Annotated in this window: 22 protein-coding genes; 13 read left to right on the top strand and 9 right to left on the bottom strand. The window is 45.9% G+C overall.

Annotated features, from left to right (window positions below; all coding sequences use genetic code 11):
- Positions 1-123: 123 nt before the first annotated feature.
- From PAT3040_RS09580 to PAT3040_RS09565, 4 genes are all read left to right on the top strand, one after another.
- Positions 124-1059 carry an ABC transporter permease gene (locus PAT3040_RS09580; RefSeq protein ID WP_087567530.1) on the top strand — a complete coding sequence of 312 codons (936 nt, stop codon included), beginning with the start codon at positions 124-126 and terminating at the stop codon, positions 1057-1059.
- 80 nt (positions 1060-1139) lie between these two features.
- Entirely contained in the window at positions 1140-2006 is an 867-nt protein-coding gene (locus PAT3040_RS09575; RefSeq protein WP_108992448.1) for a carbohydrate ABC transporter permease, read from the top strand.
- A 34-nt stretch (positions 2007-2040) separates the two neighbouring features.
- Positions 2041-3597: an extracellular solute-binding protein gene (locus PAT3040_RS09570; RefSeq protein ID WP_108992443.1), complete on the top strand. Its 1557-nt coding sequence runs from the start codon at positions 2041-2043 to the stop codon at positions 3595-3597.
- 23 nt (positions 3598-3620) lie between these two features.
- The gene (locus tag PAT3040_RS09565; protein WP_258234911.1) at positions 3621-6149 is read left to right on the top strand and encodes a DUF4855 domain-containing protein; all 2529 of its coding nucleotides are present in this window, start codon (positions 3621-3623) and stop codon (positions 6147-6149) included.
- Between the two features lie 393 nt (positions 6150-6542).
- On the opposite strand, the gene PAT3040_RS09555 is transcribed toward PAT3040_RS09565, so the two are convergent.
- Positions 6543-8183 (bottom strand): GMC family oxidoreductase, encoded by a 1641-nt coding sequence (locus PAT3040_RS09555; protein WP_181376530.1) that lies wholly within the window; start codon positions 8181-8183, stop codon positions 6543-6545.
- Between the two features lie 565 nt (positions 8184-8748).
- Here PAT3040_RS09555 and PAT3040_RS09550 point away from each other — a divergent pair.
- Positions 8749-9111: a hypothetical protein gene (locus tag PAT3040_RS09550; RefSeq protein WP_108992441.1), complete on the top strand. Its 363-nt coding sequence runs from the start codon at positions 8749-8751 to the stop codon at positions 9109-9111.
- Between the two features lie 143 nt (positions 9112-9254).
- Here the strand turns inward: PAT3040_RS09550 and PAT3040_RS09545 are convergent, their stop codons facing one another.
- Both PAT3040_RS09545 and PAT3040_RS09540 read right to left on the bottom strand, forming a co-directional pair.
- A complete protein-coding gene (locus tag PAT3040_RS09545) occupies positions 9255-9662 on the bottom strand; it encodes a type II toxin-antitoxin system death-on-curing family toxin (protein ID WP_108992440.1) in 408 nt (135 codons plus the stop codon).
- Entirely contained in the window at positions 9659-9922 is a 264-nt protein-coding gene (locus tag PAT3040_RS09540; protein WP_108992439.1) for an AbrB/MazE/SpoVT family DNA-binding domain-containing protein, read from the bottom strand. Before PAT3040_RS09540 ends, PAT3040_RS09545 begins: the two co-directional genes overlap by 4 nt.
- Positions 9923-10273: 351 nt before the next feature.
- On the opposite strand from PAT3040_RS09540, the gene PAT3040_RS09535 reads away from it, so the two are divergent.
- Positions 10274-11152 carry a hypothetical protein gene (locus tag PAT3040_RS09535; RefSeq protein WP_108992438.1) on the top strand — a complete coding sequence of 293 codons (879 nt, stop codon included), beginning with the start codon at positions 10274-10276 and terminating at the stop codon, positions 11150-11152.
- 38 nt (positions 11153-11190) lie between these two features.
- Here the strand turns inward: PAT3040_RS09535 and PAT3040_RS09530 are convergent, their stop codons facing one another.
- Genes PAT3040_RS09530 through PAT3040_RS09515 form a run of 4 tightly spaced genes read right to left on the bottom strand, consistent with a single transcriptional unit; the run spans position 11191 to position 13544 of the window.
- Positions 11191-11886 (bottom strand): LrgB family protein, encoded by a 696-nt coding sequence (locus tag PAT3040_RS09530; protein WP_108992437.1) that lies wholly within the window; start codon positions 11884-11886, stop codon positions 11191-11193.
- Entirely contained in the window at positions 11886-12284 is a 399-nt protein-coding gene (locus tag PAT3040_RS09525) for a CidA/LrgA family protein (RefSeq protein WP_258234910.1), read from the bottom strand. The genes PAT3040_RS09530 and PAT3040_RS09525 overlap by 1 nt, the downstream gene beginning before the upstream one ends.
- On the bottom strand, positions 12281-12886 hold the full coding sequence (locus PAT3040_RS09520) for a pentapeptide repeat-containing protein (protein ID WP_108992435.1): 606 nt from the start codon (positions 12884-12886) through the stop codon (positions 12281-12283). The genes PAT3040_RS09525 and PAT3040_RS09520 overlap by 4 nt, the downstream gene beginning before the upstream one ends.
- A gap of 22 nt (positions 12887-12908) precedes the next feature.
- A complete protein-coding gene (locus PAT3040_RS09515; RefSeq protein WP_108992434.1) occupies positions 12909-13544 on the bottom strand; it encodes a pentapeptide repeat-containing protein in 636 nt (211 codons plus the stop codon).
- Positions 13545-13756: 212 nt separating this feature from the next.
- On the opposite strand from PAT3040_RS09515, the gene PAT3040_RS09510 reads away from it, so the two are divergent.
- From PAT3040_RS09510 to PAT3040_RS09485, 7 genes are all read left to right on the top strand, one after another.
- Positions 13757-14743 carry a toll/interleukin-1 receptor domain-containing protein gene (locus PAT3040_RS09510; RefSeq protein WP_108992433.1) on the top strand — a complete coding sequence of 329 codons (987 nt, stop codon included), beginning with the start codon at positions 13757-13759 and terminating at the stop codon, positions 14741-14743.
- A gap of 44 nt (positions 14744-14787) precedes the next feature.
- Positions 14788-15009, top strand: a complete 222-nt coding sequence (locus PAT3040_RS09505; RefSeq protein WP_108992432.1) for a hypothetical protein — start codon at positions 14788-14790, stop codon at positions 15007-15009.
- A 188-nt stretch (positions 15010-15197) separates the two neighbouring features.
- Complete coding sequence (locus tag PAT3040_RS40485; protein WP_507763366.1) at positions 15198-15557, top strand: heterocycloanthracin/sonorensin family bacteriocin; 360 nt, start codon at positions 15198-15200, stop codon at positions 15555-15557.
- Positions 15558-15772: 215 nt separating this feature from the next.
- On the top strand, positions 15773-17698 hold the full coding sequence (locus PAT3040_RS09500) for a putative thiazole-containing bacteriocin maturation protein (protein ID WP_108992431.1): 1926 nt from the start codon (positions 15773-15775) through the stop codon (positions 17696-17698).
- Positions 17695-19638 carry a TOMM precursor leader peptide-binding protein gene (locus PAT3040_RS09495; RefSeq protein WP_108992430.1) on the top strand — a complete coding sequence of 648 codons (1944 nt, stop codon included), beginning with the start codon at positions 17695-17697 and terminating at the stop codon, positions 19636-19638. Before PAT3040_RS09500 ends, PAT3040_RS09495 begins: the two co-directional genes overlap by 4 nt.
- A 54-nt stretch (positions 19639-19692) precedes the next feature.
- Positions 19693-21273 carry a SagB family peptide dehydrogenase gene (locus tag PAT3040_RS09490; RefSeq protein WP_108992429.1) on the top strand — a complete coding sequence of 527 codons (1581 nt, stop codon included), beginning with the start codon at positions 19693-19695 and terminating at the stop codon, positions 21271-21273.
- A 188-nt stretch (positions 21274-21461) separates the two neighbouring features.
- The gene (locus PAT3040_RS09485; protein ID WP_087567507.1) at positions 21462-22094 is read left to right on the top strand and encodes a 2OG-Fe(II) oxygenase; all 633 of its coding nucleotides are present in this window, start codon (positions 21462-21464) and stop codon (positions 22092-22094) included.
- Here the strand turns inward: PAT3040_RS09485 and PAT3040_RS09480 are convergent.
- Both PAT3040_RS09480 and PAT3040_RS09475 read right to left on the bottom strand, forming a co-directional pair.
- Positions 22091-23662: a response regulator gene (locus tag PAT3040_RS09480; protein ID WP_108992428.1), complete on the bottom strand. Its 1572-nt coding sequence runs from the start codon at positions 23660-23662 to the stop codon at positions 22091-22093. The two genes, PAT3040_RS09485 and PAT3040_RS09480, sit on opposite strands and share 4 nt — an antisense overlap.
- Positions 23640-25307, bottom strand: a complete 1668-nt coding sequence (locus PAT3040_RS09475) for a sensor histidine kinase (protein WP_181376529.1) — start codon at positions 25305-25307, stop codon at positions 23640-23642. The genes PAT3040_RS09480 and PAT3040_RS09475 overlap by 23 nt, the downstream gene beginning before the upstream one ends.
- Positions 25308-25455: the final 148 nt, after the last annotated feature.

Genomic DNA, 25455 nt, shown 5'->3' with positions numbered 1-25455 from the left:
GCAAATCGGCTGGCCGAGAACCGAATCCGGCCAATGAGAACTAGGCAAGTATTTGCTGTGAATGCTACGATGACAGCGTTCGAAACCTGCAAGTGAAACAAGACAAGAAAGGAGGAACGCTTTTTGGAGCGAAAAAGAAAGTTTGGCAGGACGTTCGTAAGTGAACTGTCGCGGAACAGATATTTGTATCTGCTGGCACTGCCCGGTATCGCGTTTCTGGTTGTATTTGCGTATACGCCGATGCTTGGGCACCTGCTCGCCTTCCAAAATTACCGGCTGTCGGACGGAATATGGGGGAGCGAATGGGTCGGTTTTAAAAACTTCGAGTTTTTCTTTAATGGGAAAGATTGGCTGCGCGTGACACTGAATACCGTTTTCCTTAATGCGCTGTTTCTCGTATCTGGCCTCGGCAGCGCGGTCGTGCTGGCCATCTTTCTGAATGAAGTCCGGAACAGGCTGTTCCAGCGAATCGCACAATCGTTTATTTTTTTACCTTACTTTATTTCATGGCTTGTCGTCAGCATGATGGCGCTAACGCTGTTTGGCACATCGGAGGGGCTCATGAACCGCGCGCTTGCTGTCCTTGGCTTTGAAGGCGTGGACTGGTATTTGACGCCTGGCGTCTGGCCGTACATCTTAACGGTAATCAGCGCCTGGAAGATCGCCGGATACAATTCCATTATTTTTTTGGCGGTCATTACAGGCATCTCCGCGGAATATTACGAAAGCGCGAGAATCGAAGGCGCGAGCCGGATGCAGCAGATGTTTTACATTACGCTGCCGCTCATGCGGCCGATCGTGATGGTATTGGCGCTGCTTGGTGTCGGTCGTATTTTCTACGGCGATTTCGGCATGATTTACGCGATCATCGGGGATAACGGCGTACTGTTTCCAACAACAGATGTCATCGACTCGTATGCGTACCGCGCACTGCGGCAGCTGGGCAATTTCAGCATGTCCTCCGCCGTCATCGTATACCAATCCTGCATGGGTCTTGTTACGATTCTGATCTTCAATGCGATTGCGCGCAAGGTGGATGCGGATTCAAGACTATTCTAAATTCAAAAAAAAGGTTCGGCAAGCGGGCGAAGACTTGGTCAAGCAGCCTTTTTCGCCGAATGGTTTAAGGTGTGATCGATGTGAAAGAACGGTTGTTTCTTGTTTTTATGTACGCGGTGCTATGCGCTTTTGCGTTGTTTTGCTTCATTCCGTTCTGGATTGTTTTCATCAACTCGTTCGCCGATGAATCGATTCTTCAAACGGCGGGATATCAGCTGCTTCCTGGGAAATTCAGTCTTCATGCGTATGAATTTCTGCTCTCCGGCAAACAGGTGTTCCGCAGCTACGGCATTACAATTATGGTGACGATAGCCGGCACGGCACTGGGCGTCCTCGTAACAGCCGCCTATGCCTACACGCTGAGCCACCGGAAAGTGAAATACCGCAACATTTTAGCCTTTTTGACCTTCCTGACGATGCTGTTCGGTGCGGGGCTGGTCGGCTTCTATATGCTGATCGCCAACTGGCTGCATCTGAAAGACTCGGTTTGGGCGCTAATTTTGCCCTATCTGCTTAATCCGTTCTACGCTTTCATTCTCGTCTCGTACTACAGGACACTGCCATATGAGTTGAATGAGGCAGCAACGGTGGACGGCGCGAATGATCTCTATATTTTCTTTCGTATTATCTGGCCGATCTCGCTGCCTGCGATCGCTACGGTGAGTCTATTCTATGCGCTGCAATATTGGAACGACTGGTACTTGTCGCTGCTGTTTATCGACAATTACAAAATGCTGCCGCTGCAAATGATGATCCGCCAGCTGATGTCTAATTTAAATGTTATGGCTTATGTGGGCGGCAGCCAGACGCAGTATAATGTCGTCGTGCCGACCTACGGTATGCAGCTGGCGATCGTCTGTGTTACTATCGGTCCGATCGTCTTCGTTTACCCGTTTATTCAACGTTTCTTCATTAAAGGCTTGACGCTTGGATCGGTAAAAGGTTAGGAGAAGTTCATCCTTGAAACAGGGGGAATTAACGATGAAAAGATTTTTATCCACCGCGCTCGTGCTCTTGATCGCGCTTGTCGCACTTGCAGGCTGCACGGGGAATAGCGAAGGAGAAGGGAAGACGTCCGAACCTCCGGGTCAGACCGGAGACAATAACGGCGCCAGCGGTGATAACAAGCTGGAGCAGGTAACACTGAAAATTATGATTCCCGGAGACCGGCCGCCGGATATGGATTTAGTCATCGCCGAAGCGGAGAAGCGAATGAAGGATACGATCAATGTAAAGCTTGACGTCGTATTCGTGCCGTGGTCCGACTTGGCGCAAAAGACGCAGGTGACGCTTGCTTCCGGCGAAAATATCGACCTGATCTTCGATGCGCCGTGGTTGCATATCAATCAAATGATTGCAAGCGGTTTCTATGAGCCGCTGGACGATCTACTGGCCGAGTATGGCAAAACGGTGCTGGAGAAACGGCCGCAGCAAATGTGGGACTACAACAAGTATGGCGGCAAAATTATGGCCGTTCCGCTTGGCGTCAGCTACATGTCCGGCAATTCCTACATGGTGCGCAAAGACATTCGCGAGAAGCTTGGCGTACCGCCAATTAAAACGTATGACGATTTAATTGCTTTTGCCTACAAGGTGAAGGAGCAGGAGAAAGGCATCATCCCGATGACTGCAGGCTCCGCCACATATTCATTTGTCGCACACCATGCCCTGAATGATTACGACACCCATGTCAGACCGACCCATGCGCTGGGCAATAGCCTGATGCTCTATTACAAAAACAATGACGGCAAAGTTTACAATTTGCTGGAGGACCGGGAGCCTATCGGAACGTGGCTGGCGAACACGAACAAATGGTTTACCGATGGGCTGATTTTCAAGGATATTTTGACGACGAAAGATTTTCACCAGCCGATCTCGGCAGGCAAAGTGGCGATCGTCACGAACGGCGCGTTCGGCATCGGCGATTCCCTTAAGAACACGTTCAAGAATAATGTGCCGAACGGCGAGTTGGAAACGGTTACTTTCTTCAGCCCGGAAAAGGGCGCGAATTTCACTAATTTCAAACAGTGGAATTTCCTGGCTGTGCCGAAGGTGAGCAAAAACAAGGAGCGAGCGATGATGTTCCTGAACTGGGCGAATGAGAAGGAAAACTACGATCTGCTCTCTTACGGAATCGAAGGCAAGCATTGGGAAGCGGTAGGAGAGGACAAAATGAAAAACCTGGATACTTCCGGCTACTCTGCATTCGGTTATGTCTGGCTATGGAATCCGGTCGATGAACGAACTGTAATAGGCGGCGACCCGAAGAATGATGAAATGGATGCCTTGCTTCGCGATGCCGACATGTTCACCACCGATATTTTGGCCGGTTTCGAATTCGACGGTACCTCTGTGCAAAACGAGATCAGCCAGTACAATACAGTCGATGGGCAATATTACACGGCGCTGTTTAACGGAGTTATCGATCCGGAGGATACATTGAAGAAATTCGAAGCGGAGGCAGGTCCCGCCCTTAAAAAAATTCAGCAGGAGCTGCAAAAGCAAATTGATGAGTTTCTGGCGGCGAGGGGCAAATAAAACAAAAAAAGGAGCTGACCAAGATGATTTCGAACAAAAAATGGGTATCGATCCTGATGGCAGCAGCTTTGCTGGTAACCCCGATTTCTGCATGGCAGGCGACATCGCCTGTTGCGGCCGCGGCCGCAAAGCAGGCGGCAGCGCCATCGGCGGCAGAGACGAATTTCCGCAATCTCGCGGCAGGCCTTCCGTATGAATGGTCTGAAGCGCCGGAAGCTTCACATCCCGATGACGGATACAAGCTTACGGATGGAATATACGGCACATTGGATATGAACGACCCGGCATGGGTGGGGCATCTCCGCGGAAAAACGCGCGAAGTCGTATTCGATCTGGGAGAGGAAAAGTCGATCGGGAGGATAACTGCTCATTTTTTTCAAGATTATCCTACGAACTCCATCCTCGTACCGCTGTCGGTATCGATGTATGTCTCCGACGATAAGGAAAATTGGGGGCTGCTCTCCCATAACGCCACGCAGCTGCTTTGGGGAGATGGCCCGCCCAGAGAGGAAACCTTTGAATGGGATGGCAGCCGGGACGGAATCAAAAGCGGGAATACGGATGGCGAGCTGGCTTATGCCCGCTATGTGAAAGTAGCATTTTCAATGCATCATGCGCTATCGGAATTCATTGACGAAATCGAAATTTTGGGTATGGACGGCAAGGTTGACGGGGCAGTAAAGGTTCCTGCCGAGCAGCATCTTTTTTTGGAGCCTGGGGAAGCTACAGCCGGTATCCGAAATCTGAATCTGCTGTATAACGGGCAATACGCAAATGGGTTGGGCGATTGGACCAAGGAACGGATTATTCCTAACATTAGCTATGTAAATAAAGACGGAGAGCCGGTCGATTGGCTTTTTGACGGCATACTCTATCTCGGGATTGCATCGCCTGCCGGCCGAGATTTCGGCACTGGGCAAACGAATCTGGAAGATTGGAATTGGTATTTGAATAAAACCTTCGCGGCATCGGGGGATATGCAGCAGTTGAACGAGGCTGCCATGGAAGTCGGAGCCAAGCTGAAACAGCCCGATCACCGGGTCAAGGTTGTGTTGATGATTCCGAATCCTGGGGAATCCTTAACCGATTTTGGCGATATTGACGGCAGCGGTTCCTTAAACTTTAACGAGACCTCCGCAGGCAAAGAAAAAGCGTTTGAAAACAGGGAAAAAGCGGTGCATTGGTATCTGGATCAAGTTCAGCAAAAATGGCAGGCTGCCAACTACTCGAATCTTGATCTTGTCGGCATGTACTGGATGCCGGAACAAGTCGAAATATCCGAATCCGGGCCAGATATGATGCGCGCTGTGACGGGAAAAGTGCATGCCATGAATAGGAAGGTTTTCTGGATTCCGCACTCTATGGCTTACAAGATGTATATGTGGAAAGACCTCGGAGTGGATGCTGCGGCTTACCAGCCGAATTACTTCTTTGGCGGAATGGATTCCGACCGTCTAGATGATGCTACGAATAATGCAAAGCGATTCGGGATGGGGAACGAGATCGAATTTGATGACGGGATGCTGACAGACCCCGTACTCCTCCAGCGTTTTATCGAATACCTGGACAGCGGCGTCAGATCCGGCCTGATGCAAAATGGTTTCAGAGCTTACTATCAAGGCAATAATGCAGTTTACAACTTAGGGGTAAGCAAGGATCCGGGTTTGCGTTTAATGTATGACTGGCTGTATCAGTATTTGAACGGAACATACGCCATTGACAGCGACCCGGCGCCGGAGACGATGATGGAGCTTATACAAAGTTATGTCGCGTCAAACGAAATCAATTCGGTTTTTGGCAATGATTTGTCGTACCGTTTGCAGATTATCAAGCTTCTTCTGGACCAAAACAAGCCGAAGGACGCAGTAACGTATATGCAGGACTTTCTCGCGCACATTCACGACCCGGCCGTGCAAGCGCAAGAGCTGATTTCGCCTTCGGCAGCAACGCTGCTTGATACTTACGCCCAAGTTCTCATTCAAGCATGGTCTGACGGCTGGGGCCTCAGCAACCTGGCTCTCGGTCAAAGCTATACCATTTCGCGGCAGCCTAACAGCAACTATACCGATTCAGGGAGTGAACTTACGAACGGTCTGTTCGGCGGGACGGATTACCGCAACGGGCAATGGCAGGGCCATGCGGGAAGCGACTACCCGGAGGATCGAAATCGTACAATCACATTTGATTTGGGCCGCAATAAATCGATCGGATTAATAAGAGTCCATTTTCTTCAGGATAAAGGGCCCGGCATCTATTTCCCTCAGAATGTCTCTTTTTCCGTATCAACTAACGGCCAAACCTGGAGCAAGCTGGCAACCATTTCCCCGTCATCGGCACAAGATGCTATATCGGCTGATTTCGTGAGATGGAGCGGGGTAACAGACGGTGTGCCAGGGAAAGCGGGAGCCGATAAGGTGTACGCCAGGTACGTCAGAGTTGAATTTCCGGTCAATGTCTGGGTCTTCCTTGATGAAATTGAAGTTCTAGGCATTGACGGTAAAGCGGCCGGCGCCGTCGTTCTGCCGCCCACGCCGCCAAACGGAAAACCGTAATGCGGGCTTTACTAGGAAGATTACGACAGTAATACATCAAAGCCAGCCGAAAGATGCTGGCTTTTTTGCGTGAAAATGAGAGGAGTCGGAAGAGTGTGAATTGTACGTCATGCTGAGAAGGGCTTAAGGTCCTTCTTTTTTTGTGCGGTCCTCTTTTTCTGACATTTGTCATATTCGTTTTGTGACAACCCACACTAATTGTATCTAGCGAATGACAAAGCCAACATCAGGAGAAGTCAGGGTCTTGGGAGTCCCGTCCGGAACAAAAGAATTAAGGCAACGCCTCGGAGCGCTTATGCAGGATGTTAAAGCGGCAGATGGCCTTACGGTCAACGAAGTGCTTCAATTGTTCCGCAGTTATTACCTATAAGGTTAGTCACTCACGATGTTTGTTTATTCTTCTTCGGATTCCTCCCAAATATATTGTTTTATTTTCCTACGCCGAGGGACTTTCTGTAAATGCTTCGCTATGGTATAACCGATGAGGTATGCGGAAGCGGAAGTGTTCCCATCAACTGTAAAAGGGATAATCGACGCGTCTGCAACGATTAAATCGTTAACTCCATGCACTCGACCAAAGCGATCAACCACTCCACCTTTGCTTAAAGGAGCCATTCGAAGTGAACCTTGTTGATGATGATTATGATCAAAATTTTCTTTAATAAAGCTTTCAAGTTTTGCATCGTCTTCGATTGTATCTATATCAGGCGACAATAGTTGATAGGATGAATCGATATGGGATAACTCATGTGCAATATCTTTAATGTATGTTCGGTAAGTATTTTTAATGGCCTCCATATCTTCTGGATCCTGAAGGAATCCCTCATTCGCTAAAACGATTTGAAGGGGATCTTTCGTTTGGAGCCGGATGGTTCCACGACTTTTTGGTCGAAGGTAGATGATGGCTATAGTTAACTTGCCGTTAGAACCTAACCCGATCAATTGAACAGCGCGTCGATGCGGAGCAATTCCTGTTGGATCAGGCAAAAAGGCTCCTCCTGAGTACAAAGCATTTGGATCGTTTAGTGGCAGGGCGCGATCGTTAGGATTTGCCGAGAAGGTGGCGGAATTAAGAGTGTGGTTTCTTAAGGACTGGCCAACATTCCGATTATGAAAGACGACGGGAATGTTGGCCTTTCTCAGTGAATCGGCGGGTCCTATACCAGATAACAGTAAGAGTTGGGCGCTATTGATTCCCGCACTAATAATGACCTTCTTGCGCGAGTAGGCTCTTATACATTTGCCTTCCTGCATGAATTCTACTCCGATAGCACGCCTCTGGGAAAATAATATTCGGAGCACGGTTGTATGAAATCGTATGGTTAGTTTGCGCCCATGAACTCCATGGCCGTTACGTGATACGACTAGAGGGGATAAGAATGCGGTTGAAGCACTTTCTCGATTTCCGCTAAGCTTCTGATACAATTGCCAACGTGTGAAGGGGCCTAGAGGAGTATGGGGATCGTTGTAGTCAAGGATTCTTGGAAATCCGGTAGCTCTTTCCATCGCAGTAGTCAATTTTTCCGTCATCGAAGTTGGATGCTCGGGTGCCTGCCTAATATTGATCTTGCCGTGGTAGCCATGCACATGATCATGATTCGTTTCTCCGCTAAACCTTTCCAGTTGTTTAAAACGATGAATTGCATTTTGGGGAGACCATGTACGGCCTAGGAGCTCCTCCCAATTTCTCATGACCTCGGATGTCGGTCGTACATACTGCTCTCCATTAATGGAAGAGCCTCCGCCTGCGAGTCTTCCCGTTGTCCATTCAAAGGAACGATCATCAAGCCCTTCTTGGGGGATTCCTTTGCCTTGCCAAAAATATTGAGCAGAATAGTTTTCCTCAAGCTCCGCTGCGGCTGTTGAATTTCTTATCGGCTCGTCATGATCATTGTTTCCACCGGCTTCAAGTACAAGAACAGATGTTTTTTTATTATTTGAAAGCGTATTTGCAATAACGGCGCCTGCTGGCCCTGTACCGACTACGATGTAGTCATAGGTCATTTTTTTATCCACTAAGCTCGCTCCCTGCATGATAATGATAACCATATAGGGTATTAGTCCGGAACGTGAAGTGTGATATGAATATCGACTGCAAAACACTATCCAGCATGAGGATGCCATGGCTGTTTCGTTGATTTGCAGCTCGTTTGATCCGGATAGCTTTCTCGGCGCTTAAGCAGCCGGAGGAACAGGGGCAATCGGCATGGATCATTCAATTGTACGAAACGGATGAAGGTGAAGTTTAAGTTAAAACGAGAAGCTAGTCGCGTTTGTTTGGTGGATGGGGTCGAGAATGAACGGGAAGAGAAATCGATCAGGGGCTTAAGATACAAAGTCATGAATTTAATGAGACGGATCTTGTATCGACAGCCAAGCTTTTATGGCGGAGAAGGAGGTTGTTAGACTGCCAGGATGAGCAGCGTTGGGCCTGACGGTGGTACGTATTTGATATGGTTTTTGGCTATAAAGCAAGACATAGGATGTCCATTTGACAAGGTTTCTTTGATATAATGAATGATGTAAATCCCTTGAAGGAGAAGGGGGTACCAAAAGCAATTGTGTAATATATTATATGAACATTGGCTGGTGAGTCAGAATGAGTGAAAAATTTTGGTTGGTGGTACAATATCCTCTGAAAAGTGAAAAAGGCAGCCAACGTGACAATTGGTTAAGAGATAAAGTGATGGAGTACTTGGACATATCTTTAGCTGATGCTAACTTAGGTTGTGTTGATGGCTTTGATATGGGGAAATGCATATCTGACCCGAAAAAATATGCTCTTAATATATTTTGTATCATTACCGAAGAAGAACGGAGTATAGCCTTGGTAAAAAGAGTTTTAAGAGACAGCAGGCTTGATTATACTCGTATAAAAATTGCTACAATGCCATATGGAGAATTAGGAACATATACTCTGAAATATGCCTATAAAAAGGGTATTACCGATTTTTCACTATAGCAGGGTTGTGTGTTTTAAGAAAAAGGACCTATTTCCCACTTTACAGTGGAATTCGAGGTCCTTTCGAGTATAAATGGGGACGTTCCCCTATCATTTGAACTAAATGATGTGGATAAGCGAGTCGGAAATGGTTTTCTTGCATTTTATGGCCTTTGAATAGTGACGCAGTGAGCTTCAATGATCGCAACGGCTTGTTGACGATCGAATCGATGATTAACCATATCCACCGTAAAATCTTCGGCTTTCTTGGTATCCATCTTAAAATGCAGGCCATTATAACGTAGAAATATAACCAGTGCTGTAAAAGCTGTTCGTTTATTTGCATTGTGAAAAGGATGGTTTTGCCCTAGCGATTCGAACAAAGCGGCAGCTTTTTCATAAATAGTGGGATAAGCGTCTTCGTTAAAGACAGAAGATCGAGGCCTATGGATGGCCGATTCGAGCAATCCAGGCTCTTTCACTCCAATATGTTCCCCCGGGCTATAACGTTGAATCATGGCTACATTGATAGCTATCACTTCTTGGACGGATAAATATCGAATGGATGTCATCTGTCTTTAAGCCCACGAAGCGTTTGATCGTATTCCTCAATGACATCAGTCAGTGTATCCATGAAGTCCGTACTAATTCCGTCAGGTAAGGAAACTTTCGTCGATTTCCTAATGACGATTTCCCCTGTATCAGGGTTAACATCGATGGCGACAATGTCGCCCTGATCCACACCAATTTGTTTCAAAGCGTCAGTCATGGTTATACCTAGACTGTTGCCGAATTTAGTCACTTTTCGTTCCATCTCACCCATCCTATTCATTAAGTTCCCTCCCTATCAATTTATTCAACTGTTATAACAATTATACAAGTAAGAATTTTAAATTCAACTTATTTAGAGCTAGTAGTAGGGAGTTGTCTGCCTCATCAACGCTAAATCCAATTAAATGGAAAACAACAAACAAACTATATAAAAAGCCCGACCAGCTAGGTCTAGGGCTTTTGTTATGCCTGAAAAAGTAGACATTCAGTAGACATATGATGAGGATTAATGCGATTGCCCTGTGCCACTCTGTACGGTTTCTTTCGTTGCAGGATGTTTTTGTGCTATGCTTTAAAGTAACGCAGTATTGTCGCCATATCATCAAAGTAAGAATAAAAAGGAGCAGAAGTGATGTTTGAAATAAAATCAGATCGTTTGCGTGTTGAGATTGCTCACCCGAACGAAGTTCCCAATATAACTACGCGTTTCGACCGTGCGGGATTTATAACCGAAATCGTGCTTGATGGGGTGCATCGTTTCTGCGCCACGGAGCCTAATAATCTCTCCCATCCGTCTTCCGGCGGGCGCGGGCTTTGCAGCGAATATGTATTCGATGTCAGCGCAGAGGCAAAGATAGGCGAGCCTTTTCCAAAATTCGGCGTCGGTCTTTTAAATAAGTTCGAAGACGCGCCGTACAAGTTCTGGGAAAGATACGATGCCGAGCCGTACAACATTCGTGTTGAGGATAGCAAGGACGGCGCCAGATTCATAACGGAACCGCGATTTTGTATGGGTTATGCAATAAGCCAAAAGAAAGATGTATGGGTTAAGGATAACAGGCTCATTATGCAAATCACGGTTAAGAACGAAGGAGAAAAGCCGGTAAGTATCCGCGAATATTGCCATAATTTTCTTACCATAAATTCTATGGCTCTTGGGCCGGATTACAAGATACGAATGGATTCGATCAAAGACATGGGGAAAGACGTGCTAAACGGGCAAATAAAAGGTGATGGACATGGATTTACCTTTGCGCAATATTCACCTTCGCCTGCCTCTGTAAAGGTGCCGCTGGAAGAGATACAAATAGGCAACCCAAAAATATTTGAATGGTCGATGATAAATGAAGCCTCCGGCGCCCGTATAGACGTAAAGGACGAGATTGATATCTGCGGCATGACGATGTGGTGCGCAGATCATATCGTTAGCGTAGAAGCCTTTCATAAGCTGGAGCTTGCGCCGGGTCAAAGTAATACATGGCAGCGCACCTGGATTTTTGACAACATATGAAGCACTGAAGAAAGCATAAACGGCCTTATTGCACCCTTTTAATGAAGCCACCAGACTATCGGGATGAATAGGATGGAAATGACGATCCCGGTTATTCCCATCGCAAGGCCTGCGTAACTGCCAGCTTGCTCGTTATCGCGCATCAGGCGTGAGGTCCCGATGCCATGTGACGCGGTGCCAATGGCAAGTCCAAGAGGTATGGCGCCATCCAATCGCAGCAATCGCAATAATAGCGGTCCTAGCATACTGCCGGTTAGTCCGGTCAGCACGGTCAAGACGGCTGCTAGCTCAGGCGGTTTGCCGAGGCTGCGCGAAAGCTCGACGGAAATGGCAGAGGTGGCCGATTTTGAGAGAGAAGCGATTAATAGGTCCCAGCTCCCGCCAAAAGTGAAAACTAGAAACCAAGATGAAACGATGCCGACGGCACTGCCAACCGTAATGGAGCCGACGATACGAATAAAATGTTCGCGTATCTCGTAACGTCGTTTATAGAGGGGGACCGCAAGCGCTACTGTCGCAGGCCCGAGAAAGAACGTGATGATATCGCCGCCTTTGGCGTAAGACTCATAAGGGATATCAGCGAGGATGAGCAGCAGGATGGTTCCGCCTGAAGTAAGGAATAAGGGATGAAGCCACAACCATCGGCGCTGCACGTGCAAGGACAACACATAGAATCCTACCGTCACAGTAACGCCAAACACCGGGGAAGACAACAATGAATCGAGCGCATTCATTACTTTTTCCTTCTTTCAGGCCAAAATTTTGCCGTGAGCGCAGTAGCGAGCACGACTGATAATGTTCCAAACAACAAGGACATGACTAGAGCAGACCATTCCTTCTGGAATAATGGGAAGAATACCATTGCGCCGACAATGAGGGGCGCAAAGAAAAGCATCATATTTTTAAGCAGCCACAGGGATACGTTTTCCACCGATTCTAGCTTTACCCATCCAAGCGCAAGAGAGAGAAACAGAAGAAGAAGCCCGATCACGTTTCCTGGAAGTGGGACGCCAGCAAGCCGTTCCAAAATTGTACCTAATAATAAGAAGGAAAATAATATGGCTATTCCACGCATATGACCATCATCTCCAAATGAAATCGTTCCGTACTTGCCCGGCTCGAAAACGTTCAATCAACTTTAGCACCATAAGAAAGCGAGAGCAAAACAGATTGTTCCCTATCCATTCGAACACCCTTTAGAGCAAATGCTTTGAAATCGATACCATCCATTTTAGCGCCACGGATGTCAGCCCCCTGTAATTTCGCTTTTGATAAAATCGCTCTAGTAAAATCACATTCCCTCAGATCCGTTTTTTCTAGATTGGCTTCAGAGAGATCCGCCTCGTAAAAACGAATCCCGCGTAAATCCTGTCTTGTTAATCTGGCATGTCTCAGGTTCGTGTAAGACCAGTCTCCTTTAAGAATCGTAATCCCATCCATATTTGAGCTTGAGAAATCCGACCCTGTCATTTTGCAATTATCAAATTTTGAAACAAAGAGATTTGCTTGGCTAAAGTTACAGTTTTCAAAAGCGGATTCCGTATGAATGGAGCCGTTTAGTGATGCCCCTTGAAATTTGCACTCAATGAAGCGACAGTTTTTCGTCATTATTTCCTCCAATGCCCCGTTAGAAAAATGACAACGATTGAAGGTGCAACTAACCAATTCTCCATACCTTAGATCTTGGCTGCTAAAATTAACTCCATCATAATTTTCATTACTATATTGAAACATAATAACGCCTCCCGAGTATCGATTATCGAATAATCATTCCCATAAGCCCCACAAAAGTCGAGGCCTGATGACTAGAAATCATACATCCATCTAAATCTTGAAGCTCAACACTTAATTCGTCAAAGGTACAATCGCTAAGATCGACGCCCATTAACTTTGATCCGATCATATAAGCCTGATCAATATTGCAACGAGTAAAAAATATTTTTTGAAAAGTAGAATTATAATAGTCGGCGCTTATTAATGAACAATCTTCAAAACCCGCCTGTTTAAATGTAGCGAAGCGAAAATTCGCAAAGTCCCCCAAACAGTCCAGAAAACGGACATTTTGAAATCGGCTTTGAGAGAAGCTTGTACCAATGAGCTTACAATTTCTAAATTCAATACGATGCATAAATGAACTTGAAAAATTAACATTCGAAAAATCACAGTTCTCGAAAACAATATCTGTAAGTTCGATTTGCTCCAACGAAGACTCCGTAATGGTTACGTTTCTAAAAATCATTTTATCCATGGAAACCTTGATTGCATCCTGAGATTCAATTGTTGTATTTTCAATAACTCCATTGCTGATCTCATCTTTTGATTCTAATGAGCGAATGGATTTTGTTTCGAGTAACTCAACTAGGATTTTAGGTTGCTCAATTTTAAATTTCACATTATCCCCATCTTTCATCGGCTGATAGATCATTAGTCGGATAGTTGTACAAAGAAGAACATATGTACTATAGTACACATGTAAATAGGAAGAATCAATTAGCTGTTGGATTTAAAAAAGTACTCAATAATCTGTTACAATTGTGTATATAGCTGGAACAAACCTAGAAATTTCTTGCAAAGAGTTCTGACTCAAAGAAAGGAAGAGTGTGTATGCCCAAAGTATTTATCAGTCACTCTACAAAGGATCAAAGAGCCGTTAAAGAAATTGTAAATCTGCTAGAGAAGATAGGGGTTAGAGGTAGAAGTTCCATATTTTGTTCATCTTACGAACCATACAATACCTTGAATTATGGCGAGAATTTCATTATGCAGTTGAAAAGAGAATTAGAAGATGATTGTATAGTGATATTTTATCTATCAAAGAATTTCTACAACAGTCACGTATGTCTTTGTGAAATGGGAGCGGCATGGGTGCAAGCAAAAACGATTTTTCCGATGCTAGAAGAGGGTCTGGATTTCTCGGAAATGAGAGGGGTTTTGTCAGGGGAAACTCATGCGTTCTTTGAGAGTAACGGAAGTGGCTTGGATAAATTGAGAGACAAACTCATCACATTATTCGGTATAACCGATGCGGACACAGCTCATTGGAATATCGCTAAGGAGGATTTTATATCAAATGTTCGATCTTTAAAGGAAGTTAAAGGGGAGCACGAAATACAATCATCCTCATCGGAGCTTAATAGTAGGTTTTTTAGGCAGTATTTAGGGAAAGGTACGTCATCTTGGCTTGAGAACGTGCTTCGGGATTTAAATAGTGTCAGAACAGCAACGTTTATGTGGAAAGGTGGATATTATCCTCTTAGAAATCCATATTCACCTAAAAAGGGAGAAGAATTTGTAATCGGATACAATGATGATTACTCAGAAGATTATTTGATTGGTACGATTGAATTCGCAGGGTACAAACCATTTAAGGATATTGTTAACGCAGATAGGTCAACTAGCTCAGACAGAGTTAATTGTGGCTTTAAAGATTATAATCTACTGTCGAGCTTTGTTGACGGCAAAGAAAAGATTGGTTGTGTAGTGCTGAATAACTTAAAAAGGATCTCTAAAACAGAGTATGAAAGATTATATGGGAACTTTAAGGAATCAAGGGAAACAGGGAGCAAATATTTATTGATTAGAAGCACATAATTTACCGTTAATCTATAGAGTTTTTACTTTAGGGAGGAACAATATTGGTCAGTCGAATATATGATGATAAACTAGCGGCAGCAGAGGGGTTATTGGGGGAAGTTGCCGAAATTCTCAATGAGTCAAAAATCAGGTATGTTGTTTTAGGCGGTTGGATCCCATATCTCTTTAATAGTTCAGATGAATATCCACATCCTGGCACATATGATGTTGATATAGAAGTGGAGTCTGGGCGATTCGTGGACAATGCTTTGCTTCATTTTTGATCGTATAGGGTCGTCCATCCCGCGTAATAAAAGAAAAATAGCTAGATAGTATCCACAACAACGAGATAGGAACTTTGCCCCTGTAAAGGTGGCAAGTTCCTTTTTTTCATTTCATCGCAATTTCCAACTTGAATGAACGAAAAAAATATAGGCATTTTAATCAGTAACAAGTGCGGAGATCCATTCATATGTTGTCATTAAAATTGGCGGAACTCATTGGGAAGGTTGGTCCTGATCTTATTCCAGTGCGAGGTTATGCTGCCAGCAATATAAAAAATGGAGGCAAGAATATGACTAATTTCCAAAATGATTTATCGAATTTAAGTGTTTCCCCAATTACGGCCAGTGAGGCGACTCCTTGGAACGTGCAAAACGAGCAACCAGCTCGTTTATGTTTCTTCAGTTGTTTTTTTAATTGCTTCTTCAGTTGTTTTAATTGCTTCAATTGTCATAACTGCCATAACTGCCACAACTGTCAAAACTGTCACAACTGCCAAAACTGCCATAACTGTCACAACTGCCATCACTGTCACCATGGAGGAAGATAAGGCGGAGAATGGCCACTGAATCAATCTGATGTACGCCCCTAAAATAGATATTAGAGAAACCCCCGGGTCAATCTAATCTAATTTTGGGGGTGTTTTGCGTTGGCAGTGAATGGACGGAAGTTACAACGTTACTGACATGACGGACAAAGAGCTGGACATAGAATTATTTGTAAAGTATTGGGGCAGATCGAGAACAGCTAATGAGGAGGAATAGAATGAGGAAGTTAAATCCTTCCATGCGTCTAAAGGTGAAACGAGATACGTTTTTTCTCCCTGATTCGAGCGGTGTGTATTTCCGAAACAATGTAAGCTCGTTCCGCATGGAAGGTGAGGCGATCGATAAGTGGATTGAAAAGCTGATACCGATATTCAACGGGGAGCACAGACTGGGGGATTTAACAAACGGATTGCCGGATCAACACCGAAACCAGGTATATGACATTGCAGAAGTCTTGTATCGCAATGGCTATGTTCGGGATGTAGGCCAAGATGCACCGCATCAATTGCCGGAAGAGGTTCTCGAAAAGTATGCTTCCCAAATTGAGTTTTTGGATCATTTTGGTGATTCGGGCGCGTATCGGTTTCAATCCTATCGTCAGGCGAACGTATTGGTGGTCGGTTCTGGTCCATTTTTGATATCGGCGGTTTCTGCGCTGCTGGAATCCGGGCTGCCAAGGTTTTATGTTCTGGTCTCGGGTTCGGATTCTACGGACCTGCAAAGAATGGCGGAAATAGCGGTACATGCCCGTAAGTCCGATTCCGAGGTGGCTGTTGCGGAGGTTACCTTACCAAAGGGGGAAGAGAGTGGCTGGCGGGAGATTGTAAGGCCGTTTGATTCGATTTTGTTCGTATCGCGAGAGGGCGATATCGAGGGACTTCATGCTCTTCATGCCGCTTGCAGGGAGGAGAAAAAGGTATTTCTTTCTGCTGTATTCGTGCAACAAGTCGGTATGGCGGGACCGCTAGTGTGTCCGGATGCCGAGGGATGCTGGGAGTCGGCATGGCGTCGCATACACCAGTCCGCGATTTATAAAGATCCGCAATTGCATGCCTTTTCTTCTACAGCAGGAGCGATGTTGGCCAATGTGATCGTGTTTGAATTATTTAAAAAGTTGACGGGAACGGACGATTCGGAACAAAATAATCGGTTTTACCTATTGGATCTGGAGACTTTGGAAGGAAGGTGGCATTCTTTCATACCTCATCCGCTTGTGACCGGATTTCGCACGCCTGAATGGATTCATGATTTGGACCAACGGCTTGAACGGAGCTCGAACAAAAGCGAGAACGGATTAATTCCTTACTTCATCCGACTGACATCGGCGGAATCAGGGATTTTTTATGCTTGGGAAGAGGGGGATTTAAAGCAGCTGCCGCTATCTCAGTGCCGCGTTCAGGCAATCGATCCAATAACGGAAGGACCGGCCGGTCTGCTACCGGACATCATCTGTGCCGATCTGACGCATGAGGAGGCAAGGCGGGAAGCGGGGTTATCCGGGCTTGAAGCCTATGTATCGAGAATGGCCGGTTTGCCCGTTGCTCTGGAAACGCAGGAGTTTATTGGCGTAGGAGCAGGAGAAACGGTTGCGGAAGGGATTTGCCGAGGGTTGCAAAGGTGCTTGGACGAAGTATTGGTCACGCGGCGGGAGCACCCGTTATCCATTGTCTCCCGGGTACAGTTAGGTACGGTAGATGATCGACACTGCTCTTATTATCTGCAGGCCTTGACGAGCATGAAGGGAGAGCCGTCCATCGCAATGGGAGAGGAAGTGTGCGGATTTCCTGTGATGTGGGTCGGTATGAGGGATGGCTGGTATGGACATGCAGGCTTAAATGTGACATTAGCTTTGCGGAAGGCATTGCAACAGGCTCTGCTAGCAGCACAAAACCAATCGGATGGCCTCCATTCGCAAGCATTGGCGTTTTCGTCCGTGCATCTGGAAAAGCGGTTGCCATTAAGGTTCGTCGAGATCCCTGCCTGCGAAGCGACGTCGCAACATGAGGTGCTTCAGTCCGCCTTGCAGGTTTTGAATTCGAACAGTACGAGGCTCCTCGCTCTCGATCTGGCAGTAGAACCGTTTTTGAAGGAGGAAATAGCAGGAGTATTTGGTGTGGTGCTGCGAGAGGAGGAATCCCGGTGAGCGCTAGGATTGCGATTGTGGGAGAAGGGGTATTGGCAGACTGCGTGTATGGGGAACTGTCAGCGGAATTTGAGGCTGTTCGTCAGATTGATTTCGAGGCAGGAGTACCTGAAAAGGCGGATTTGGTGCTGGTGTTGCACGATGCCTGGCATCCTTATGTTCATCATAAGGCGGAAGAGGCACTGCAACCGGCTGGCATCCCTTGGCTGCGAGGTTTCGTTTCATTTGGTGAAGGCGTGGTCGGACCGTTGGTTCGTCCGGGTACACAAGGTTGCTCCCAGTGTGCAGACACGCGGCGCCTTATGGCGGGACGTGAACGCAAAGAGATGCGGGGGCTAAAGCAGAGGTTGGGAACGCATGGGGGGATTTCGCGTGATGCATGGGCGTCACGTACGGGGCTTTTCCAGGTCGCTCACTTGCTGGCAGATGAGACTCGAAGGTTATTGCAAGGCAAAACGGTTCAATCGGCAGGGAAGATGTTTTTGACCAACTTAAAAACGCTGGAGAGCTCCCTTCACCGCATTCTTCCTGATCCGCTGTGTCCGTTTTGCAGTCGATTACAGGATGATTCCTCGACAGCAGCCCGTATTTCGCTGCAACCAAGCCCTAAGATTAGCGCAGACAGTTATCGCTGCCGCTCCATGGATGAGTTGGGTAAAGTATTGACCAACGACTACCTGGATTACCGAACCGGCTTTTTGAATTTGAAATTGGCCAACCTTAAGTCGCTATTTGCCGATGTGAGTGTTAATCTGCCGTTGCCCGGAGAGGATGTGGGAACGGCGGGACGATCTCATTCCTATGCGGCGAGCGAGTTGACCGCTATATTGGAGGGGCTCGAGCGGTACTGCGGTTTGGCGCCCCGAAGCAAACGGACGGTCGTCCGTGGCAGCTTCCGCAGCCTTAAAGATCAAGCGTTTGACCCTGTTACTGTAGGGGTGCATACAGAGGAGCAATATGCTCGGCCAACGGCTTCTGTTACAACGTTTAATCCCGATCAACCGATTAATTGGGTATGGGGCTATTCGTTTTTGCAAGAGCGTCCAATCTTGGTTCCAGAGCAGCTCGCCTACTACGGCACGGGCTGCGGGCACCACTTTGTGTTTGAAACGTCCAACGGGTGCGCGTTAGGCGGGAGCTTGGAGGAGGCTGTTTTTTACGGCATATTGGAAGTGGTGGAGCGGGATTCGTTTCTGATGACCTGGTACGCTCAGCTGCCTCTCCCGCGCCTTGACTTAAATTCAACTAATGACCCGGAATTGCGATTGATGATCGATCGTTTGCAGGCAGTGGCGGGGTTTGATGTACATTTCTTTAACTCGACGATGGAGAATGGCATTCCAAGTGTATGGGGAATCGCGAAAAACAGAAAGCAAACAGGAGTGAATCTCATCTGTGCGGCCGGAGCTCATCCGGATCCGGTAAGGGCCGTGAAGGGGGCGGTTCTCGAGTTGGCCGGCATGATGCAGTCGCTTGACGAGAAATTGGAGGCGAACCGCGAGACGTATGTTCGAATGTTCCATGATTCATCCCTGGTGCAGCAGATGGAGGATCATTCCCTGCTTTACGGATTGCCGCAAGCGCAGGAGCGTCTGAACTTCCTGCTGGATGAAAACCGCCCATTGCGAACGTTCGAAGAGGAATTCGAGCGGGGAGAAAGGCATACTGATTTAACGGATGACCTGAAGGACATTCTTCATACATTCCGCCGGCTCCATCTCGATGTCATTGTGGTAGATGTAACAGCGCCGGAAATTAAACGAAATGGTCTGCATTGCGTAAAAGTGCTGATCCCCGGGATGCTGCCGATGACATTCGGGCACCAGTTTACCCGTCTGGCAGGGCTGGAGCGGGTGCTCCGCGTACCTGCGGAGCTCGGGTACGTAAAGGAGCCGCTTGAGCTAGAGGACCTCAATCCCTATCCGCATCCGTTTCCATAAGTATAAAAAATGCGGCGTGGTTGACCACCCTCGTTTATATAAGGAGGGACAAGGATGAGTTTGGAATCATTTTTGCACGATCTGCATTTTGACATCGATAAGACCAAACCTCCCGACTTGGCGGTGGATTGGGAAGACGGACCGCTTGCCTATAAGCTTTATCGCGGTTTGCCTGTGGTTCCGCTATCTCCGGAAGTACCGCTGACGCTTGAGGGCAGTGAAGCGAAGCTGTTGCCCGACCTCCGCCAGATGGGTCATTTTCTCTGGTACGTATTTGGGCTCACTCAATTGTCCCAAGCAGTCCTCGCCTCGAATTCCATGATGCAAACCATGGGCCTGCTTCAGCTGTATCGGCGTTTTGCTCCTTCCGGGGGAGCGTTATATCCGAATGAATTATATGTGTATCTAAAGGTAGAGGATTTGCCTGCGGGGGTCTATCATTATGATGTAGCGCATCATCGTTTGGTATTGCTGCGAGAAGGCGACTTCGATTCCTATTTGGCAAGGGCTCTTGGTAATCGCTATGACGTGTCGGCTTGCTTTGGCGCTGTATTTGTATCGAGCATGTTTTGGAAAAACTTTTTTAAATACAATAACTTTTCCTATCGCTTGCAAGGTCTTGATGCGGGTACGCTGATGGGGCAGCTCTTGGAAGTGGCCAAACGGTTTGGATTTGCATCGGGGGTGCATTTCCAGTTTCTTGATCGAGCCGTAAATCATCTTCTCGGTGTATCCGAACAAGAGGAAAGCGTGTATGCGGTAATTCCGCTGTCGATAGAGCCCGGGATTTATTGGGCTGCGAATTCGAATAAGAGTGAGGACATTGTCTCCGCTACCGAATTATGCCGGGAGCTGCCAACGGTTCGGCATGACCATTATATCCGGTCCCGGAGGGTCAGGGAATTTCCGATGCTAATCAGAATGAACGAGGCTTCCCTATTCGAATCACTTCCGTCGATACCGCGAATTAGGGAAAAGAAGATCGTTGACGGCGAGGATTCGGCGGTAGCGCTGCCCCGCATGAAGCGGTTGTTGTATGATTTGGCGTCTGTGAGCCGGAAGCGGTATTCGCCGGACAGTGATTTTATGATGAGCAAGGTAAGCCAAGAGCAGCTGGCGTTGCTGTTGCAGGAGACGGCGGCTTCCTTCAGGTATTGGAATGATCTAGATGGAAGCCATGAGAACTCCGTTTCCCGCGTCGCACTCTACGTATGTCTGTATAATGTTGAGGGTATTCCAGCAGGTGCTTACCATTATGACAGCGATGCTCATGCATTGCGATTGATACATCCTGGGGATTATCGGCTCCAACTGCAGCGGGGAATGCCTTCCGATAATGTGAACCTGTTTCAAGTACCGTTATGCTTTCATATAGCGGGGACCAAGGATCATCTTACAACAACGATGGGGTACAGGGGATACCGCATCCAGCAGATGGAAGCAGGGATGCTTGTACAGCGATTGCTGTTAACAGCATCAGCTATCGGGTTAGGGGGACATCCGCTCCTAGGCTTTGACGCCCGATTATGCGACGAGATCTACAAGATGTCTTCGCAAGGATTAACCAGCCTAATCCAAGTCCCGGTAGGCCCTTATCGTCAGAGCCCCCGTATAACGGGAGGGTTGCATGGCTAAAGAACCCCATCCGAGTGAGGATGGGGTTTTTCCCTACTTCATACACATAGTCCAAAAAATATGTAAAGAAATGCATTCCAATATTTGATAGATTTCAATATCGTTTAATCAGTCGGAGTACACTGTGCTTCATTTATAGATTCATGTTTTTGTCATCAGAAAAGAATATAACGGAGGTTGATTGATTTATGATAACTGAAGTTTCTATCTTACCTATTCAATCTGTCTATTCTATTGACAATCACATCATTACTGCCACAGTTTTAAATGAAGAACCTTTATTAATGAAGTTTGATCGTGTACTAAGCGATGAAGAATGCCAAGCACTTATTGATTCTGCAGCATCTCGTCTTGAAAAATCGAAGTTGGCTAATAAAGAAGTGAGTCAAATTCGTACGAGCAGCGGAATGTTTTTTGATGAAAATGAAAGCCCTTTAATTACTATTATTGAGAACCGCATATCAAGCTTGATGCATGTGCCAATTGTACATGCCGAAGGATTACAAGTTTTAAAGTATGAACCTGGACAAGAATTTAAAGAGCATTATGATTTTTTTGGGTCCAATAATCCCTCTAGTGATAATAATCGAATGAGTACATTAATCATATATTTAAACGATGTAGAAGAAGGAGGAGAAACCACATTCCCGAGTTTAGAGATTACTGTTAAACCGGTTAAAGGTTCTGCTGTTTACTTCGAATATTTTTATAGTAATCAAGCATTAAATGAACTTACGCTACATAGCGGCAAGCCTGTAATCCGCGGCGAAAAATGGGTGACTACGCAATGGATGCGTAAGCAACGAATTCGGGAATGTTAAGTTGAATGAAGGGATCTTGCCGTTATTTTGTATTTTGTAGGGTAACCCCCGGTATGTTTTTTAAACATATTGTTAAAATAACTTTGGTTATGATAACCGACCCGGATCGCAATTTCCTGCAGAGGCAAATCGGTTGTCGTAATCAGCTCCTTGGCTTTCTCGATACGTTTGATGTTTAAATAGTTGGAGAAAGTATCATTCATGGCCTTAATAAATTGTTGTCCCATATACGCCGCATTCACATTAAAAGCATTGGATATGGTTTTTAATGAGATGTTTTCCATGTAATGACGATCAACATAGTCGAGCATGCGTTTGATGATCGGATTCCTATCTTCGTCTCTCAGATGAGCAGCCTGCAAAGCTGTCTGTGCTAGCGAACGAAGCCAAAGCTTTATTTCATCCATGTTTTTTTGTTGCTGCAGCTCTGCTACAAGACTTCCCTGATTTTTTATCTGAAACGCATGGTCAGGGTCTATTTTATGGGTATAGCTAAGCAAATGGTGGGCAATTTCAATCGTGACATTCTGTACGAGCGAAGGCGAAACACCTCCTGCACGTGATAGTTCGGATAAAGTTTCCTCGATAAAGCTCAATACTCCGGAGCCATTGCCGTTGATCAAACAAGACTGTAACCGATTATAATCGATGTTGATTGGAATGATGTTTTTTAGAGGAGACTGCTCCGAGTCATCCATAATTGTATTCGTTGGCAGTACAAGGCTGTAATCCATTAAATACAGTGCGCGTTTATAACTGAGATGGACGTCGTGCAGCTCCTTTTCCCGGGTCCCGACCGTAATAAACACATCACGTTTAAGATAGGCTGCAATGGCTTCGGAGCAGTCCTTTAAAACACTCCGGATTTGTATGGTTGTATCTTCGGATTCGCCAGGAAAAATACATACGATATATCCATAGGGATCACAGACTATGACAGCCCACGTTGCAAGCTCTGAGCAAATATTTTCGGCGGCATACTGAATCAAATCCCTGTCACGATCGGTATCGGAATCTTTATATAAGACTTTTATTAAGCTGACGATGATAGAAGGAGAATCAAATTTGATGTTTAGCAAATCGGCTCTTTGTTCAAGCTCCTGGCGTCTGATTCGATTTACTAACCAGCGGTTGATAATATTATTTCTCAAAATGACTGCATCGCTTCTCAATTGTGTTTGTTCAGATAAATCGCTTTCTATTTTCCAATGTATCCCAATCAATGTATCGGACAACTCTTCCCGATTTACCGGTTTGAGCAAGTAATTCTCAATTCCGAGCATAGCTGCTTCCTTGACCAACGGAAAGTCGGCATGACCGCTAAGAATGACGCATTTGATTAGCCGATTGAAGGACTTTGTCCATTGGATCAATTGAAGTCCATCCACTTCAGGCATTTTTATATCCGTAATCAGGACGTGAATCGTTCTTCCTTCCATGATCGCCATCGCTTCCGCTGCGGATTGGACTGTGCCGACTACCTCCATGCCGTAGTCTTCCCAATCAACCAAACGCTGCAATCCTTGAATAATTTTAGGCTCGTCATCAACCAGCAAAACTTTGTACATCACTCAGCATCTCCTCTCGGCTCTTTGTTGGAATACAGATACGTACGGTAGTGCCCTTATCGGATTTGCTGTCAATATCCACTCCGTATTCCTTGCCGAATAATAATTGAATACGCCTATGAACATTGGAGAGACCAATTTTATTATGGTTTATTTCACTAGTGATTCTGAGCTGTTCCCTGATTTGATCCCTCGTTGAGTCATCCATCCCCTGCCCGTCATCCGATATTTCAATTACAATCTGCTGTTCTTGCCTGTAACCCTGGATCGTTATATGGTTTTCCGGTCTCGAATGATCGACGGCATGAATCAAAGCATTTTCAATGATCGGTTGCAACAGATGTTTGGGAATACCGAATTGATGGATGTTTTCATCGATTTGGAAGTCGAATATCAGGTTGTTGCTATACCTGACATGATACAGTTCGAGATAGTTGTTGCAGAATTCCAATTCATCTTTGATCGTAACGACCAACTCTCCTTTGATGCTATTTCTAAACAGTTGGGCAAGAAGCTCAATCATATGCCCTGTACTCTCATCTCCGTAAGACAATGCTTCCATTCGGATGACTTCCAGCGTGTTGTACAGAAAATGGGGATTGATTTGGGCTTGAAGCGCATGGATCTGGGCGTCCTTTTGCAACAAATCGGAAATGTAAATCTTATTGATATAATCCTTGAGCATATTGCACATATGATTGAAATTAACCGCTATGCTGTTGATCTCATCCTGATTTTTGCTGACGGGAATCCGGTAATTTAAATTGCCCATCTGTACTTTCTGGATTGCTTTATTGATGAGATTTACCCTTCTTGAAAATAACCGAATACTGACGATACCGAAACATAAGGCAAACGCCGCGCACACTGCAGCGATAAGTACAACCGTGTTTATGGAGGACTGGATAGAAACCATCATTTGAGAGCGCGGCAGTATAGCTACGACATAATAGCCGAGTTTCTCATTATACAAGGAACTGACGAGACTAGATGGCTCCAAGTTAATCGGTGTCGGACTGTCTGGCCGGAAATGAGGGTATGTCTTCCCGTAATAGTCGCCGGTAGTGTCCAAAATCACGTCGCCGTTTTGACTTAACACCATGATTTCAGGTGAAAACTTACCGCTAGCCATTTTTTCGAAATGGCGGACAATTCGTTCTGCGTTATAGTTTACGGTCAGAATGGCGATGCTTCGGTTGTACATTGACGTATTATCCCCAGCGGAAAGGGCAAAGGGCGCGCGGATGTTCGATGAAATCGAAAAAATCCGCAATTCCTTTGAGGTTGCATAGTCTTGAAGATAGGAGGGAGTTATCGAGAGACCATAAAAATCATCGTCCATTTTCTTGAAAGAGGATGTGTTGTTCGCAATAAAACTCTGGCTGTTCAAGATCAAATGATTAGAGGTAAACATGAGGTCTTTGCTGATCTTCTTATACAGTACGGCATCAAAAATATCGTTATCCAGGGATGCAACTGCATTAAGGTAGTTATTGATCACGGTTGCGCCCATGTAATCGGCTTCGTTGTAATTGGTAATTTTTCTGGACAAAAAGTCCATCATACTTTGGTGTTGTACCGGATTAAGATAAATCTGTCTTGTCAGTAAAGTGACAGATTCGGATTTTTCCTCCATATAATTCATTGCATTGGAAGCGCTTTCTTTAACTTTGTATAGACCGTCTTGTTCGGCGGACCGCTTTAGACTATGAATGACGGACATGCTAAATAGAATGACCGTAAGGATAATGATCCCCGTGTAAATGATAAGAAGACGATTAAAAAATTTCCGT

This window comes from Paenibacillus agaridevorans (genome assembly GCF_003112455.1).
In the GTDB taxonomy this organism is placed as follows: domain Bacteria; phylum Bacillota; class Bacilli; order Paenibacillales; family Paenibacillaceae; genus Pristimantibacillus; species Pristimantibacillus agaridevorans.
Note: the sequence above shows the minus strand (reverse complement) of the source record. Positions and strands in the feature narration are given on the sequence as shown.